We start from the raw sequence: 17,357 nt of genomic DNA, 5'->3' as shown, positions 1-17,357 counted from the left end.
GCTATTTCTTTATGTATTTATTGGCGGGTTTTTCTGTAACGGCCTGTTTGTAAACGGGTTATTCATGCATATTAATATAGGCGGCCGCCTGCTCATCTGCCGGATGCACCGTTACTGCCTTGCAGATGCGTGTAAGGCTGTCAATATCAAAGCTGATGCCCCTGCCAACGGCCGTGTACACCAGCAACCCCTTTTGGGAAGCGGCGGCATCTGCTACCTTTTTTAACCTGAATTGTTCTGCCAGAACCGCCAGCGGCGTGCCTGCACCCAGTCCGTCGGCCGTTTTAAACCACGGCGAACTAACCATGATGCGCTTAATACGGTGGAAATTCTCGTTGCCCATATTCATGCTGGTAAAAACCGCTGTTCGGTAGTGGTGCGCATCTTTGCCGTACCAGGCCATCAGCGCGCTGCCCATAGCGGCATCAGAGGCATCAGGCCGCCCGAGCCTTGCCAGTGCGCTATCAGCAGGCATACCAATGGTAAGTTGGCCGATGCTCTGGCCGGGGCTTATCAGCTGAGCCGGTGTTATTTCCGCGGCACTTTTGGTGGCGGGTTTATCGGTTGGGGTGTTGCAGGCGAGGAGGGTTGTGAAGAGAAGTAAAGAACCGAATCTGGTCATGGCGGATTGATTTAATTATAATTACAAACGAAAGTAATGCAGGATTGTTTTCTGGGAGCCGGCGAATAAAAATGCTTTCGTGTTCTTTTTAAATGGGATGCCATTTCATATATTTCAGTCATTAATCACTTAAAATAAATATTACCATGAGAAAGAATTTATTGATTCTGGCCGCTTTTGCTTTGCTGATATTGTTGATGTCGCAGACTTATAAATCAAATCAGAGAAAAACTACCTGTATTGTACTTAATGAATATACAAAAGCAGAAAGATATATTGAAGAGAAAAGTGAAGAAGGCTTTCGGGTGGTGACGGTTTCAAGTTTTTCGGAAACTTACAATGGGCGATCCCGCAATTATTTTTTTATAGTGATGGAAAGGTGAAGAAATTTATTGCCAGAAAATCCATCTCTGCCCCGGCAGAGAGCCCTTGCAGGGCTTAGCTTATGTACACGGGAGACCCTGCCGGGGGCATGATACTTAATAAAAATACTGACTAAAAATACTTATAATTGCCATGAAAAAAACAACCCTCCTGATTCTCATTTCTATACTGTGCATAAACCTTTTGGCACAAGACCCAATTAAAAGAGAATTTCTGACTAAAGATTCTCTTCAGTTCAGCGTATTAGGAGAATTTGCACATATAGCCTCCAAAGAGCATTACTTTGTAAACGGCATGGGCATCTATGAATTAAACAGATACATAGATACAGAGGGAAATAAAACCTGGCTATTAAGTGTAAATATTGAAGATTCTTACAAAGATAACCTGCCAGATGCCTACGCCTATTTCCTTTCGAACATAGTTTTAATATATGACTGCGATAGGAATGGCAGGCGCAAGCACAGTGTCGGCGACAAGCGTAAACGGGAATTTCTGGAAATGATTATTCAGGACAGGGTGTATTCACGGCCACCATTTCAGGATAAAACGATGGTTCATGATGGGCAGGACGGCAGACCAATGGTGAAGGACTCAAGCGGTAAATTTCTTGTCAGACATATCAACGGTTACGCATATACAGGTGAAGGCCCCGCACGGCTTTTTAAATTCGATTTGAAGAAGAAGACGTATAGGATTTTGAGAATGGGGTGAAATTGGGTTTAAAATAGATCATTGATAAATTTAAAGCACCTTTACTAAATGTAGCCTAAGTATAAAATTGGATTTAAATTCACTTCCCGCAGCATTTTTTATATTTTAATCCACTATTGCACGGGCACCTATCATTTCTTCCAATTCTAAGCCCCCCTTCAATTGAAATTATTTTCCTAGAATTACTACTATTAAAAAGTTCTGCACTATCCTCCTCTAATTGAAGATTAAATTCCCAAGGATTATCTAGATAAATCATATAGTCAATTAAATTAGGACTATTCCAAAATGCTCCAATTCCTAACCAAGTATTACATTTTAATTTATACTTCTTAAGTTCAGAATAAATCCTTACGTTAAAATCTAAAGAACTTAAATTCTCAGGACCTGCAGCTAAATAACTCATTCCAAAATTAAATTGAAATCCAGCAGACATTGATTTAGATTTGCAATTCAACCTTGATTTTTCTTTGCACATAAAAATTTGCTCAACAATCTTGTCTCGACTATCAAAGGATAAATCAAGGAATTGAAAAACAATATCGGAGACTTTGGAGAATTTGCTGCTTTTTATAGCTGTTAAGAATTCTTCAAATTTTAAATTATTCCATCGATTATGAATTGGATCGTTTCTTTCAGATAAAAGATGAGTTAAACCAGTTTTGTAAGGATAATAATTTCTATCAATTCTTAATCCAAATGATGAATCAATCATTACCCTATCGTAATCATTGGTTCTATACAGTTTTCGTTCAAGATGATAACCTAGATAATTTATCTCTTCATCAGATATGTAATATTCAGCAAGTCCAACTCTTTGACGAACATAATACATCAAATCATACGGATCCGAAAGATAATATGTCAATAACTCTAAATCGAAAATAGAAATAAACAAAGGATACGGATCAATATCCTTCTTAACAAGCATCGTTTGAAGTTGTATTTGTAATGCTGGGTAGTTTTCAGTAGTTAAACCCAAAATATAAACTTCATCTATCTTCTGCTTCAGATTTATTGGGTTTCCATTATTATCGTAAAGTATTTAACTTACCCCCAAACTTAAACCAGCGAAGTTGAATATTTGGTTGAAAAATTAGTTAAATTTTGAATGCCATATTTGGAGGCAGGTGTCATTTTTTCAATTGCCTCATGGGGTCTTTGAAAATTATAATATCTGATGTATTCATCTAATCCAAAGTAAAACTGAAGCCCTCCGTTGGCTGGGTTAAGGTAAACATACTCATATTTGAGAGTTCGCCAAAATCTCTCAATAAAAATATTATCAATCGCCCTTCCTTTACCATCCATACTCATGCTGATACCGAACTCTCTAATCAGATTCTGGAAGCAGACTGAAGTAAATTGACTTCCCTGATCTGTGTTAAAAATAGTCGGTATTCCACTCTGTACAATCGCCTCTCGTGTGAGGGTGGTACACCGCTCGGCATTCATCGAGTTGGATACTCCCCAATGTACAATGAAACGGCTGTAAAGGTCAATAATAGCGTACAGATACAGGTATCCTCTACTCATCGGGATGTAGGTTATGTCGGCTGCCCAAACCTGATTCGCTCGTTCTATTTCTAACCCTTTTAGCAAATACGGAAACCGATATGTTGCCTTCGGATCGGGTTTTGAGGTATGCGGACCTGGCAAAACGGCTCGTAATCCCATCTTTGCATACAGGCGTTCAATTCGCTTTTTATTAAGTATCCACCTAGGACAAGCCCTTTGTAGATACTCGTACATGCGAGGAACACCATAAAACGGCGTTCGGGTATATTGCTCATCAATTAATCGCATCAGGTGTAAATTGACTAAACCCTCCGACTTAGGCTTGTAATACAGCCTTGAACGAGCAATATAAAGCAGTTCGCTTTGTTTGCGGATACTCAACTGCTCATGCGTATCTAACCAACTATATCGTACCGAGATGTCAGTCAGGATAACTTTTTTTTAAGAAAATCAACTTCCATCTGTAACTGACCAATTTTACTGTAAAGTTCCTTCTTCTCCATATCCTGCTCAGAAGTATTTGCAGGCTTCGCCTGCAAAATCTGTTTGGCTTTATTGAGAAAATCCTGCTTCCATAGCGAAATCTGGTTGCTGTGCAATCCGTACTTTTGGCTTAATGCCGATAAGGTTTGCCTTTCAGTCAAGGCATCCAGAATTACCTGTAATTTGAACTCTGTAGTAAACTTCCGCTTTGTCTTTTTCATCGGTGTAAGTTAAGTCTTTTCAACTTAACTACTGGTACTATTTTAGGGGGGAACTATAGTATTGCATTATCATCCATAATGCTTTTTCTTGAAATTAGTCCTTGATTATATGCATCTTGAATAGCACCTTTAAAATCTTTAGTTAATTGTTCAAATTCACCTCTTTTTGCTAAATACGTTAATTTTTTTGATTTTACTTGTACACATAAAGCTTTAGTACCAAGTAAACAAAGTACATCTATATCAGTAATTGGATGGCCTTTTTTATTCCTTATAAGAACAGATTTGAAGGTATATTCTATCCCAAATATTTTAGATAGAAACTCCCATGCGATTTCTTCTCCAACATCTCCTCTATGCTTTGAAACGTTATTACGATAGCTTAAGTCATCCCACATCCAATAAAATGGACTCTCATAAACCGCTTCAGATATTAAATAATTTATTGGTGCAAAATATCGCCCTTCACTTAACTTGACTAAAGGACGAGAATTTAATATGTTAAAATACCCAGGCCCTTTAAACTCTGCATTACAGTTAGGTTCGAAAGAAAAGTTATGGAAAAAACTTTGAATACTGTCTTTATTTTCAAAATCAGATTCTCTTATTACAAATAAGTCGACCAAATTTCCGCAAAAGGCTTCTAAACTATTGGTACTCAATTTTTCCTTATTAACATCGCTAGAAATAGGAGAAAATAAATTCCTGTATTGGTAAAACATTGCTTGATTATAGATTTCCTTCTCATATTTATTAATTTGTTCCTCTGTGTATTGGCTTTTTAGTTTCTTTCTAGCCTTCTTAGTTACTTTTGGGAAAATACCTTTTAAATCTATTAGAGCAACTCTTTTTGATTTTTCGAATAAAATTTTTTTAATTTGATTTACGATATTACGAACTATGTTGACTTCAAAGTTTCTATTTTCTAAAAGCCAGTCCAAATCAAACTTATATTTGCGCTCAAGATTTTCCAAGTATTGAAAATCATATACACCATCTCCAGAATAGAATGTCGGCTCAATCATTCCTCTATCTTTAATAAAAAAGTCAATTTTATCATTTTTGTAGCTTTCAATTTCTTCGCCGCTCTCAAATTTGGTAAAAATTTCTCTGAGCTTATTCATCTTCGTAAAATTCAATGAATCTTGCAATTCTTTCATTAAGGTATATGTCTTCTCCTTATGGTTTAACAATACTTCAAATGACTCAGGAATAGTAAAATTTATCTCATCCTGTACCAAAAAGCCTAATATTAATGTACATTCTTTATTACTCAATTTTGACTTATGATTTACTTCATGTATTTTATCAAGATTAAAGTGAAAATCTTCGAATAAAATTAAACAAAGTGAGTATATATATCCATCTGTCTGAATAAGGTCTTTTAACTCAGATAGAACTTCCTCAGTATTTTTCATGTGGTGTTATTATGTAAATATTAACTAAACAGAGGTATTATGAATTAAAATTAATAAGTTTCCTTTATCAAATATACTACTATCCATAAATCCCAGAAAATAAAACAAATAAAAAAACCACGGAGTAGCAAATAATTGCTACCCCGTGGTAAATATAGAATCCTTAATCAGTTCTTGCGGATGGGTGAGAATGGCGTATTAAACCTTGGTTTCAGTCAGAACTTTTCATTATAAAACCACAAAGTAACACTAAGTTTTGCACGAAGTTTCACTAGGAATAAACCTCTGTGAAACACCGTGTTTTTTACTCTGTGCTACCCCGTGGTAAATATAGAATCCTTACTCAGTTCTTGGGGATGGGTGTGTATAACGATAGAGACAGGGCAATGCCCTGTCTCTACGCAGAAAATGGGTTTAATATTTTTAAACTACTTCCTTATCACCGCGCTCAACTCTTTCTCATACGCGGCTATCAGGCGTTGCATGGTTTTGTCGATTACTTCGTCGGTTAAGGTTTTGTCTTTGTCTAGTAGTATGAAACTTACCGAGTATGATTTTTTGCCTTCACCCAGTTTTTCGCCTTCGTAAATATCAAATACGTTTACGGCTTTCAACAGGTTACGCTCTGTTTTATTGGCAATGGCCGACACCTGATCAAAACTGGTGGCAGAATCTATCACCAGCGACAAGTCGCGGCGTACCTCGGGGAACTTCGGTATCTCTACATAATTCACTTTCTCTGAATACTGTTTCAACAGATACTCCCAGTCGAAATCCGCATAGAACACCGCCTGTTTCACATCGGCCAGCCGGGCAATGGATGGTTTCACCAGCCCGAGGCTTACCACTGGTTTTTTATTGATAAGGTAGGTTAAACCATACTGAAACACCGGTGAATTGGCGTCCTGGGTATCAAATTTAGTAACCTTCATGGCTTTTAGCACTTTTTGTACAGCCAGCGCCATGTCATGGAATGTAACAGGATTACTACCAGCCAACCAGGTCTCCGACTGCTGATTGCCCGACAACCACAAGCCCAGATGCTTACTTTCTTTATATTTTTTGTCTTGGCCTTCTTCCTGTTTTGTAAAGTAAGCGCGACCAAACTCAAACAGTTTCAGGTCTTTCTGGCGGCGGTTAATGTTATACGCCACCGACTCCATACCTGTCAGCAACAAGCTCTGGCGCATTACCGACAGCTCTTCGCTCAATGGGTTCAATAACGTAACCTGTCCGCCTTTTGCAAGGCTTTGAATGGCCTCGTTATAAGCCGGTTTGGTGATAGAAAGCGTCTGAATCTCATTAAAACCATTGGCTGCCAGTAGCTCAATCAAGCGCATCTGCAGTTTATCAGCATCTTTATCCGGGAAACCCGACAGGAAATCAGCCTGCAAATGCTCCGAAAGCTCAATGTTATCGAAACCATAAATGCGCAGAATCTCTTCAATTACGTCGGCCTCGCGGGTTACATCTACGCGGTAGGGCGGCACGCTGACGGTCATTTCAAAGGCATCGTCGGTCAGCACTTTTATATCAAGGCTTTCCAATATGGTTTTTATCAGGTCGTCGTCCAGGTTTTTACCTATCAAACGGTTAATATGCTTATGTTTTACCTGTATTTCAAGGTTTTCAATCGGCTTGGGGTAATGGTCTATCACACCATCCAGAATGGTTCCACCGGCCAATTCCTGCACCAGCAGGGCAGCGAAGCGAATGGCAAAAGGCGGCATGTTCGGGTCGGTGCCACGTTCATATCTAAACGACGCATCGGTTTTCAGCCCATGGAAAGTGGCAGTACGACGCACCCAAACCGGGCTGAAATAGGCAACCTCTAAGAAAATATTAGTAGTGCCTGATTTAATACCCGATTTTTGTCCGCCAAATACCCCGGCAATCGCCATTGGTTCTTCGGCATTGCACACCATCAGGTCGTAGCCAGAAAGCGTTCTTTCGGTGCCATCAAGCGTAACGAATTTGGTGCCTTTTTCAGGCACGCGCACTATTATTTGTTTGCCCTTCACTTCGTCGGCATCAAAGGCGTGCATGGGTTGCCCCAGCGTATGGCACACATAATTGGTGATGTCGACAATGTTATTGATAGGGTTCAGACCGATAGCCAGCAGGCGTTTTTTCAACCAGTCGGGCGACTCCTGAACGGTTACTCCCTGAATCTCCAGCCCGCAGAAACGTGGACAAGCCTCGGTGTTTTCTACGGTAACTGTAAAGTCTGTTTTCTGAGCCGACACCGCAAATTTGTCGACCGATGGCAAAGTTACTTCACGGCCCAGCACGGCTTTCAAGTCACGCGCCACACCAAAATGTGAGGCCGCGTCGGCACGGTTGGGGGTAAGGCCAATTTCAATCTGATAATCAGGCTCCATCTTGAAATACTGTGCCGCCGGTGTGCCATTGGGCAGGTCGGTATCCAGCACCAGAATACCGTCATGCGAGGTGCCAATGCCCATTTCGTCTTCGGCACATATCATGCCTTCTGACGGATGCCCGTACACCTTGCGTTTTTCTATCGTAAAAGACTTGCCGTCGGCAAAGTAAATGGTTGTACCCAGGGTAGCCACCACCACTTTTTGTCCGGCGCGCACGTTGGCGGCTCCACAGACAATGGTTGACGCCTCGGCCGCGCCTATATCTACTGTGGTTAAACTCAGTTGTTTTTCTTTAACGGTGAAGGGTTCGCAGGTGAGTACCTCACCAATCACAAAGCCTTTCAGGCCACCTTTTACCGATTCTATCTCCTCAATTCCTTCTACCTCCAGCCCTGTTCCTGTCAGTAATTTACCTATTTCTTCAGGCGATTCCTGAATATCAATCAGACTCTTTAACCAGTTATACGAAATTTTCATGCAACAATAATTGGAATGTAACAGCCGGGCTGTACGCTCTGCCCGGTTTTTCCGCAAAGATAGATATTTCGGTTGGGATAAGGATGGGTATTACTTTTAATTGTTTTCTTATTTCTTTGAAGTGACTTTAGCTCGAAGACATTTCTTATTATTGAGTTGTTACTTTTTCTTCTAATAATTTTTGCTTTAAACTTGGTTCAAAGACATTTCTTATTTCTTGGCTCTTACTTTTTTTACCTGAAAAAAAGTAAGCAAGACTGGCCGTCCGCAAAGTAGGCATCATTTAACTCGTACAATTAAAAATCCTTTATTCTATTTCACTTCGCAATATCCCTCGCTCGATTTTTAATCGTAGACTGGCCGTCTGCCTCAACAGGAAATGATGTTTTAAGGTTGTTCAATCTTTAGTTGTTGATTTTATTCTTTTGCGTTTTTGAGTTACTTGCTTCGTGAAACGCTGTGAATAACTCTGAGCTCCTCCGTGGTAAAAAAAATTACCTACTTAGTGTAACCTTGCGGCATAAAACAAGACGCTATCAGTCGCGCCGTTCCTGGCAAAGCTCTATCAGCACGCCGTTGCTGCTTTTGGGGTGTAAAAAACACACCAGTTTGTTATCGGCACCGGGTTTGGGTTCATTGTTCAGCAGCACAAAGCCTTCGCTTTCCAGCCTTTGCATTTCGGCACGTATGTCGTCAACCTCAAAGGCAATGTGGTGTATTCCCTCGCCTTTTTTTTCTATGAATTTTGCAATGGGGCTATTGGGGTTGCTGGCTTCCAGCAGCTCTATTTTGGTTGCATTCACCTTAAAAAAAGAAGTCAGCACGCCTTCGCTTTCCACAGCTTCGGCTTTATAGGGTGCCACGTTGAGCAGTTTGGTAAACAAACTGTTCGACACCGCCATGTTTTTCACGGCGATGCCGATATGTTCTACATTGGTAAGCATAATACAGGTTTTATTTCCGGCAAATTAAGGATTATTTCGGTAAACCGAAACATAGCCGGGGCATCATCCTGTTTGCCGTTAAAACCCGTGGTTGCAGGTTATGGTTAATTGATTGTAAGCATTAGTCTAATATTAATCGTATCACCTCTGCTTTTGCTCCTTTTTTAACTACCCGCATATACCAGGTGCCGCGTTCCAGTTTACTCACGTCAATGGTGTATTTGTTATCCTGTTGTTTATGAATATCCCGCATAATTGCATCTTTGGTCAGCGCCATTTCTTTCCTGCCAGACTTTTCGTTGATTAACTCAATGGCATCGGGCAAAGTCTCATCAACGCCGTTAAACTCTAATGTCAACTGTCCTTTGGCCGGATTCGGATACGCCAGTCTGAAAGAAGGTCTTACATAAAAAACTAAGTCTTCATTGTAGCTGCCGCAGGTATTGGTGGCCGTTACCTTTACAAATCGGTTGCCATTGGTAGAGGTAGAAGAAACATACATATTGGTGCTGGCCGAGCTGGGGTTATAAATGGTTAAAGAGATGGTTCCGCTGCCGGTGTAGTCGTTATAGTTAAATGAAGTGCCAGGGCTGTTAGATGATGCCAGCAGGCTATACGTATTGCCACCGAAAACCTCTACCGTACCTGCAACCACGCCATTCACTTTTTTGGTCAGGTCCGGATTCCCCGCAAAGGTAGTTTTGGTAATTTGCACATTTCCGCAAGACGTACTAATGGTGGCAGTAATTGTTACGACTCCGTTACCAACCCGGGTAGCATAGCCGGTAGAAGAATTAATGGTAAGGATAGATGTATTGCCAGATGACCACGTAACCGAGCCGGGAGCCGTGCCGGTAAGCGAAAAGCTGCCATTGGTGCAAACCAGATCAGGGCCTGTAATGGGGCCGCCAACGGCTGCTATCACTGCCGCCTGCGCATTGAGCCTGCCGTTTCCGAAGGTATTATCAAAACCTGATGAGCCCATGTCGGTAGCGGTTTGCTGAATAATGGTTCGTACCTGGGCTTGTGAAAGGCCCGGATTAACCGAAAGTATCAACGCTGCTACGCCAGATGCCTGTGGCGCAGCGGCAGAGGTACCACCAAAATTATTGGCGTAGTCGCCTGATGAATATCCGGCTGAACCCATGCGGTCGGTAGTTCTTACATCGCCATTTAAATTGACATCGCCCGACGGAGCTACAATGTCCAGTGCGCTGCCACGCTGGCTGTAACCCCAGATGCTGCCGTTTTTATCAACAGCGCCTACGGCCAGTACGTTGCTGAGGCTGGCAGGGTAGGCCACATCAGTATAAGTAGGATAACCGTTACCCGCGGAAAACACCACTACCGCCCCTAAAGACCCTCTGCCCAGGGTAGTGGCATTGTTAATGGCATTGGTAATGTTTGTAGAGGGGCTTCCGCCACCCCATGAATTGCTCAGTATAGCGGCGTTGCCTTCATCCCAGGCCCAGTCAATGGCATCAGCAATATCACCATCACTGTAGGCAGTGTTACCATTAAATATTTTAGCCGGTACAATAATGGCATTGCTGGCAATACCTCTGATACCAATGGTATTGTTTGAGGCCGCAATGATACCCGCACAAGCCACCCCATGATTATCGTCTGCCACCAGTGGGGCGCCCGGATTGGTGGTATTGCCGGGGTCAAAACCGGCAGCCACCCGGCCGTCCATGTCATCGTGGTTGTTTACGCCCTGGTCTACCACGGCTACTCTTACGCCACAGCCAGCTGTTAAAGCCCAGGCCTCTGGTGCGTTGATGTCTATGCCTGCCGTGCCGCCAAATTGCCCGGTGTTATGTAGGTAATATTGGTCAGGATACAGCGTATTGCCTAACTTACGTTCGGCAATAAAATTCGGCTGGCACCATTCTGTCAGGCCGCTTTCATAGATTTGGTTAGCCACCTCCAGCACATCTTTATCAGCCAGAACCTCCAGCACGGCCGTATTATATTTTTTTACTTTTTTGATGCGGATGTTATTGCTGAATCTCTTTTCAATTTCTGACAATGCCACTTTAGGCTTAATCAGTATTTCATTCAGTGCAAACAGCTCACTTCCTTCGTAGGTGTAGGCGTAGCTGATATAAACTTTCGGGTACTTTTCTTTCAATGCTCTGTTGAAATTGGTTTTGTTTACCGGCAACGACCTGGAAGGTACTTTTACAATATGCTTATAAGGGCTTTGCAGGCTGTAACTGATTTTTGATTCGGCCAGAAACTTACCCACCTGCCCGGCTTCCTCAGCACTGCTGCCAATCAGTAAAACAGCGGAAGAGTCTTTCTGGATAGAGATTTTCTGGTCGAAATAATAATAGAAGGCGCTGTTCTTTTGCCCCATAGAAGCAAATGAAATGAAAAGCAAGGCAAGAAAAAGTGTTTTCATGATTATTGTAGTTTTTTTGGTTGTAAATTCATTGATAAGGATGGTCACAGCGGCCCCGGTATAAATACCCGGGCAACGAAGATTGGCAGAATCTGACAGGTTTTAAAATAGAGATTTGTTCCTGAATGGCTCCATTCTTCCGGCAGATGAATGATGTAAACGCAGTTTTCATGGCCCTCCCATGTGGCCGATTCGTAATTGAGTAATAAGTGCCGGGCTTTGGCCGGCAATAGAAGCTGCATAGCAGCCTTGTGCGGTCTTTGTTAGTTCAGGCAGCATAAAGTGTGTCACAGTTTTTTTAATTCAATCTTTTGTTTTTTGGAGCATTTTCAATTCCAATTTCCTTAGAAATAGATATTGTAATTTCCAATGAATAAATATAACTAAATTGTTTTCAAATGGTTTGAAATGTGGTTCTTTAATCAAGAAAAATTTAGTTAACGGTAAACAGGGCGGAACAATGCAAAAGAAATTGCGTTAAACCTGCCTGGCAGGATCCGCATACCGGCAGTGCATTCGGCACGCAGGGTTGTATGAGTCAGTGAGCCTACGCGGTGGTTATGATGGGCTATAATTTTCTGGATTTTAGAGCTTTATCCCGGCAGAGGCTCGTTAACACGTATATGTACAGGCAAATGAGAGAAACTCCGCCGGAGGATAACAGAAAAAGACGGCCAACAAATAAAAGTAAACGGGGTAGATGGGTATGTGGAGGTATTGTGAGATGATGACCGTAACCTCAGTTTTTTTTGCGCCCTTACCAGCTATAGGTTTAGTAAATATCCAATCAGAAAATACATCATTTACTTAAAGAAAAGCTGCTTTTCAGAAGAACAGTATTTAGAAAGCCTTGTATTTTTTAGCATTAAAAATGCCAAACCAAATATAATTTTAGTTAATTATAACTAAAGATGGATAGTATCATTGCTCTGATTTTTATTTTTTTGAGTATTTATACTCATTTTTTCTTCATTTCAGGAAGTTTGTGTAAATTGCGGCAAATCTGCATCTTTCTTCGCACAACTTCGTTAATATTACCAGGCATGAATTTATTAATGGCAGTATAACCGTGATTTATCCAGGGTACTGCATTATCTGATTACTGCAGAAAAATTCGCTTAATGGTAAAAAATACGCCGTATTAATTACCATATAATTACCATATAAATACTTTGACTTTTACAAAACTACTATTATCAATGAACTCATTTGCAAACGCAATAATCGCCCTATTAAATAGCTAAAAAGCCTTTGCTTCTTTCAAAGCAATATCTGTTTACAAGGCTAATGGTTGCCCTCAATTGATTTTTCCGGATCAACATACCCCCATTATATCCGGGCAGGTATTCCGGTTGAATTTACTGGCAACTTTCATCAGGTATTTAATAAAACCTGTTTCGTAATTCGCTCATCGTCTAATTTACCAGCAGAAAAACCGATTACGCTCTATACATACAATGGTTACAGATTATTTAAGGAAACCATTAACCATTTCTCTAAAAAACCTGTTTTTAGAGAAATATGCACCTATAAATTATTCTCTTAAAAAGAGAAACCTGAAAAACAATTATCACCTGCCTGATTTGAAGCAAGGCTGATAACTTAAACATGCTTCGTTCGCGTATGAAATCGAATCCTAATGAAAATAATTTTTCCTCTTTGTTATCAGAAAAACTTGATTATAAAGACCTGCTGGACAACTACAGCGAAGACAGTTTTTTGATTATTGATACTAACTTAATCATAGTCGATTTTGGTGTTAATTTTAAAGCGCTCTATCAGAGATACTTCGGAAGGTCAGTAAAAAAGGGGAATAATATTCTGGACTATGCGCCAGAAGGCAGAAAAGAAATTGCGCGAAACGCTTATGAGCGGGCACTGAAAGGTGAAACCCTTATAATAGATGTGGATATGCCGATAAATGAGAATACCCGGCTGACCTGCAGAAATAAGTACAAACCTATTTATAACAAGCAAAAGGCAATTGTTGGCGTTTTTGTCTCGGCTGTTGATATGTCTCTTCTAAAAAAGGCCGAGTCAGACATTCAAAGCCATGAGAATAAATGTAAGAAAATTATTGAAAACTCATTGGATGCGTTCTTTTTAGGTAATTTGAACGGCGATATTCTCGACGTCAATGATTCTGCTGTTGAAATGTTTGGATACAGCATAGAAGAGTTTAAGCAATTAAACCGGAAAGTAATTATTGACCATACAGATAAAGAATTTCTGCGTTTTTTAGATGAAAGAAATAGACTAGGCAGGAATTATGGTGAAGCCACCGCTATCAGAAAGAATGGCGAGCGGTTTCCGGTTGAACTTTCGTCAGTTACTTATCAAACAAGCAATGGCGAAATTCAGGTGGGTACTTTTATTAGTGATATTAGTATCAGAAAGAAAGCAGAAAAACTATTGGAGCTAAGCGAAAGGCGTTTCAGAGCTTTGGTAGAAAACTCATCTGATATACTCATTGTGAATGATAAAAGCGGAAATGTGAATTATGTAAGCCCCGCATTTGAAAAAGTTACCGGAATCTACTTTTCAGAGCTTCAGAAAAATCCCGGTTTATTTGTTTCAGGCTTGCATCCCGATAACGCCGAAAAAGCAAGAAAGACTTTTCAGGAGTCATTAGAAAAACCCGGCATTCCTATCTCATGTATTTTGCATTTTCAGCATAAAGATGGCCACGATGTGTATCTGGAAGGTTTGGTAACCAATATGCTAAACGATGAAAACGTTGGGGCAATTGTTTCCAATTATCAGGATGCCACCGAGCGCATACTGGCCGAAGCAGAGGTGGTGAAAAATGAAAACCGGTTCAGGTCGCTGGTTGAAAATGCAAGTGATATAATAATTCTGACTGATGAAAAAGGGATAATAGAGTATGCAAGCCCTGCTTTTGAGAAAATTACAGGATTTACCTTTGAAGACAGCATAAACAACCCCAATTTGTTTTTGGATTGCCTGCATCCTGATTTTTTAGAAATGGCGGTAACTACATGGTCAGAAATTATTCAGAATCCGGGCGTTCCTATTCACCGTTTGCTGCCGTTAAAAAATAAGGAAGGGCAATATTTATGGTTTGAAGGCCTCATTACCAACCTGTTGCATGATGCAAACGTGGGGGCCATTGTTTGTAATTACAGAGACATTACGGCTAGTAAAACAGCGGAAGAGCAGAAAATAAAAAGTGAGAATCGTTTCAGGGCGCTGATTGAAAAAGGAGAGGATATTATTATACTGACCAACGCAGAGGGGATTATCTCTTATGTAAGCCCGGCATTTGAAAAACTGACTGGCTATATCAACACGGAAGTAATTGGTAAACGGAATCTGCTATTTATGCATGAAGAACAGGCCATTGAAACAGAATCCATTTTTGAGCAATTGTTGAAACACCCAGAACTTTCGGTACCAAGGCTGAACCGGCTTAAATGCAAAAACGGTACGTATAAATGGGTGGAAGGCTACATCACCAACCTTTTGAATGATGAAAGCGTAGAGGCCATTGTTTCAAACTATACTGATGTCACCGAGCGTAAAGAGGCTTTAGAGATCATCAAAATTTCAGAATCTAACCTGAAAGCGATTTTTGATAATACCTCTGAGGCATTTGTTTTGCTAGACACCCATGGAAAAATAAAGACCTTCAATACGAAAGCTTACTCGTATGGACTTTTTAATACCAATACTGAAATGATGGTAGGAAGGCATCTTTTAGAAATTATTGCCGATGATAGAAAAGCCATCGTTCAATCTTTCCTCGACAGAGCATTGCAAAGCGAAACCATTCGGTATGACCGCCCCTATTCAACACACAACCGGCTTTTATGGATTAATTATACTATCAGCCCGGTAATTGAAAACGGGCAGATAACCGGTATATGCGTTACCGGCAGAGATATTACAGAAAGAAAAGAAGCCGAGGAAGAGTTAGCAAAAAGAGAGTTGAAGTTCAGGTCTATTATTGCCAACAGCCATGACCTCCTGGTTCTCATTGATGCAAACCGAAGTATAGAGTTTCTTAGCCCTGCTATACAAAAGGTGTTTGGTTACATGAACGATGAAACTAAAATACCTGCTATTCTTGATCGGATACACCCGGAGGATCTGGATAATGTAATGACATGCTTTAAAAGGTCTTTCCATAATCCGGAAGTTCCTTTTTTATGTACCTTAAGATTGCTCAACAAAGAGGATAATTTTCTTTGGCTGGAGGGAACCCTGACCAATATGTTACACAAACCTGAAATTAATGCGATTGTGGGCAGTTTCAGAGATATAACAGAGCGTAAATTGTTCGAAGAACAGCAAGACCTCCTGGTATCAATAATCAATAGTTCAGAAGATGCCATTTTAAGCCTTGATACAAAGAAAAATATCATAAGCTGGAATAAAGGAGCCGCCAGAATGTTTGGTTATGAAGATAAAGAAATAATCGGTAACAGCATTTACCTGATTGTGCCGCCTGAACGTTTAGCCGAAGAAGAAGAAATTTTCAACAAAATATACAAAGGCGAGCCTGTTAATTATTACGAGACCCAAAGGATTAACAAATCAGGCCAATTGCTGGATATTTCTATAACGGCGTCGCCCATAAAAGATAATAACGGCAATATTGTGGGCATATCAAGAATTGCCCGCGATGTTTCTGAAAAAATGAAGGCCCAGGCGAAAATCAGAGATAATGAGAGACGTTTCAGAAGCCTTTTACAAAACAGCAACGATGGGTTATGCCTGATGGGCCCGGATGGAATAATGCAAGAGATTAGCCAGTCCGGGATTAAGATTCTTGGATATGAGGAAAGCGATCTGATTGGCCAAGCAAGATTTGACCTGGTTCACCCCGATGACGTAGAAACTGTTTCAAAGGCATTTTTTGATGTGGCTAAGAATCCTAAAATAACCCGGTATTTTGAGTATCGGAGTCTTTGCAAAGACGGAAGCTATCTTTGGCTGGAAGCCAGTTGCCAGAATTTGCTGAACGATGCCGCAGTAAATGCCATAGTGGTTAATTTCAGAGACATAACCGAGCGTAAAAATCTGGATATTGAACGTGAAAATCTGATATACACGCTGAACAAGAGAAACAATGACCTGAGAAACTTCTCTTTCATTACCTCTCATAACCTGAGAGCGCCCTTATCAAATCTGTTAGGGTTTATTCAGCTGCTTGAAGAAATACAGATTGAAGACCAGGTGCTGAAAGTTATTATTGATGGTTTCAGGGCATCCACCCTTCAACTCAGCAATACACTGGATGACCTGATAAAAATTCTGATAATTAAGGAAAACAACACCATAGAATATAAAGAGGTATATTTTGAGCAAATACTGCTGCAAATAAAAAACCAACTGAATTTTCTGATTCAGGAAGCTGAAGCCGACATTGAAACCCATTTTGAACTTGCACCAAGCGTAGTTTTTACAGAAACTTACATGGAGAGTATTCTCATGAATCTCATGACCAATGCCCTCAAGTACAGAGCGACCGACCGCAGCCTGAAAATCAAAATTGAAACCCAAAAGACAGATAAAGAGATTGTTCTTGTTTTTTCTGACAATGGTATCGGATTTGATGTAGAACTTCATAAAGAAAAGCTTTTTGGCTTATATCAGCGTTTTCACGACCGCCCGAACAGCATAGGCTTGGGTTTGTTTTTGGTTAAGTCACAAATGGAAAGCCTTGGCGGCACCATTGAAGTAGAAAGTACGGTAAATGTAGGCACCACATTTAAACTCAGGTTTAATCGCTCAGCCACATAAAGCGCAACAATCCTTTTGG

12 protein-coding genes are annotated in these 17,357 nt (G+C 40.6%); 3 read left to right on the top strand and 9 right to left on the bottom strand.

What is annotated here, in order from left to right:
- Positions 1-58 precede the first annotated feature (58 nt).
- Positions 59-622: a hypothetical protein gene (locus MB380_RS12850; protein ID WP_253523234.1), complete on the bottom strand. Its 564-nt coding sequence runs from the start codon at positions 620-622 to the stop codon at positions 59-61.
- 146 nt (positions 623-768) lie between these two features.
- Between MB380_RS12850 and MB380_RS12845 the strand changes: the two genes are divergently transcribed.
- Together MB380_RS12845 and MB380_RS12840 are read left to right on the top strand one after the other, a co-directional pair.
- Positions 769-1,005, top strand: coding sequence for a hypothetical protein (locus MB380_RS12845; RefSeq protein WP_253523231.1), 237 nt, complete (start codon positions 769-771; stop codon positions 1,003-1,005).
- Positions 1,006-1,138: 133 nt separating this feature from the next.
- On the top strand, positions 1,139-1,720 hold the full coding sequence (locus MB380_RS12840; RefSeq protein ID WP_253523204.1) for a hypothetical protein: 582 nt from the start codon (positions 1,139-1,141) through the stop codon (positions 1,718-1,720).
- Positions 1,721-1,799: 79 nt separating this feature from the next.
- On the opposite strand, the gene MB380_RS12835 is transcribed toward MB380_RS12840, so the two are convergent.
- The 8 genes from MB380_RS12835 to MB380_RS12800 form a co-directional block, all read right to left on the bottom strand.
- The gene (locus MB380_RS12835) at positions 1,800-2,651 is read right to left on the bottom strand and encodes an SEC-C metal-binding domain-containing protein (RefSeq protein WP_253523201.1); all 852 of its coding nucleotides are present in this window, start codon (positions 2,649-2,651) and stop codon (positions 1,800-1,802) included.
- A 131-nt stretch (positions 2,652-2,782) separates the two neighbouring features.
- Positions 2,783-3,619, bottom strand: coding sequence for an IS3 family transposase (locus MB380_RS12830; RefSeq protein WP_253523198.1), 837 nt, complete (start codon positions 3,617-3,619; stop codon positions 2,783-2,785).
- A 44-nt stretch (positions 3,620-3,663) separates the two neighbouring features.
- Complete coding sequence (locus MB380_RS12825; RefSeq protein ID WP_253523194.1) at positions 3,664-3,942, bottom strand: transposase; 279 nt, start codon at positions 3,940-3,942, stop codon at positions 3,664-3,666.
- 53 nt (positions 3,943-3,995) lie between these two features.
- Positions 3,996-5,360 carry a hypothetical protein gene (locus tag MB380_RS12820; RefSeq protein ID WP_253523191.1) on the bottom strand — a complete coding sequence of 455 codons (1,365 nt, stop codon included), beginning with the start codon at positions 5,358-5,360 and terminating at the stop codon, positions 3,996-3,998.
- Positions 5,361-5,788: 428 nt separating this feature from the next.
- Positions 5,789-8,221, bottom strand: a complete 2,433-nt coding sequence (gene pheT / locus MB380_RS12815; protein WP_253523188.1) for a phenylalanine--tRNA ligase subunit beta — start codon at positions 8,219-8,221, stop codon at positions 5,789-5,791.
- Positions 8,222-8,757: 536 nt separating this feature from the next.
- The gene (gene mce, locus MB380_RS12810) at positions 8,758-9,165 is read right to left on the bottom strand and encodes a methylmalonyl-CoA epimerase (RefSeq protein WP_253523186.1); all 408 of its coding nucleotides are present in this window, start codon (positions 9,163-9,165) and stop codon (positions 8,758-8,760) included.
- A gap of 121 nt (positions 9,166-9,286) precedes the next feature.
- Positions 9,287-11,572, bottom strand: a complete 2,286-nt coding sequence (locus MB380_RS12805; RefSeq protein WP_253523183.1) for a S8 family serine peptidase — start codon at positions 11,570-11,572, stop codon at positions 9,287-9,289.
- A gap of 44 nt (positions 11,573-11,616) precedes the next feature.
- The gene (locus tag MB380_RS12800; RefSeq protein ID WP_253523180.1) at positions 11,617-11,814 is read right to left on the bottom strand and encodes a hypothetical protein; all 198 of its coding nucleotides are present in this window, start codon (positions 11,812-11,814) and stop codon (positions 11,617-11,619) included.
- A 1,366-nt stretch (positions 11,815-13,180) separates the two neighbouring features.
- On the opposite strand from MB380_RS12800, the gene MB380_RS12795 reads away from it, so the two are divergent.
- Complete coding sequence (locus MB380_RS12795; RefSeq protein ID WP_253523177.1) at positions 13,181-17,338, top strand: PAS domain-containing sensor histidine kinase; 4,158 nt, start codon at positions 13,181-13,183, stop codon at positions 17,336-17,338.
- The last annotated feature ends 19 nt before the right edge of the window (positions 17,339-17,357 follow it).

The organism is Emticicia sp. 21SJ11W-3 (assembly GCF_024138715.1).
Lineage (GTDB): Bacteria > Bacteroidota > Bacteroidia > Cytophagales > Spirosomataceae > Emticicia > Emticicia fluvialis.
Note: the sequence above shows the minus strand (reverse complement) of the source record. Positions and strands in the feature narration are given on the sequence as shown.

Bases quoted from the DNA above. Each gene is read 5' to 3' on its own strand.
- MB380_RS12850 (WP_253523234.1), bottom strand. From the start codon at position 622: ATGACCAGATTCGGTTCTTTACTTCTCTTCACAACCCTCCTCGCCTGC.
- MB380_RS12845 (WP_253523231.1), top strand. From the start codon at position 769: ATGAGAAAGAATTTATTGATTCTGGCCGCTTTTGCTTTGCTGATATTG.
- MB380_RS12840 (WP_253523204.1), top strand. From the start codon at position 1,139: ATGAAAAAAACAACCCTCCTGATTCTCATTTCTATACTGTGCATAAAC.
- MB380_RS12835 (WP_253523201.1), bottom strand. From the start codon at position 2,651: ATGCTTGTTAAGAAGGATATTGATCCGTATCCTTTGTTTATTTCTATT.
- MB380_RS12825 (WP_253523194.1), bottom strand. From the start codon at position 3,942: ATGAAAAAGACAAAGCGGAAGTTTACTACAGAGTTCAAATTACAGGTA.
- MB380_RS12820 (WP_253523191.1), bottom strand. From the start codon at position 5,360: ATGAAAAATACTGAGGAAGTTCTATCTGAGTTAAAAGACCTTATTCAG.
- pheT (WP_253523188.1), bottom strand. From the start codon at position 8,221: ATGAAAATTTCGTATAACTGGTTAAAGAGTCTGATTGATATTCAGGAA.
- mce (WP_253523186.1), bottom strand. From the start codon at position 9,165: ATGCTTACCAATGTAGAACATATCGGCATCGCCGTGAAAAACATGGCG.
- MB380_RS12805 (WP_253523183.1), bottom strand. From the start codon at position 11,572: ATGAAAACACTTTTTCTTGCCTTGCTTTTCATTTCATTTGCTTCTATG.
- MB380_RS12800 (WP_253523180.1), bottom strand. From the start codon at position 11,814: ATGCAGCTTCTATTGCCGGCCAAAGCCCGGCACTTATTACTCAATTAC.
- MB380_RS12795 (WP_253523177.1), top strand. From the start codon at position 13,181: ATGCTTCGTTCGCGTATGAAATCGAATCCTAATGAAAATAATTTTTCC.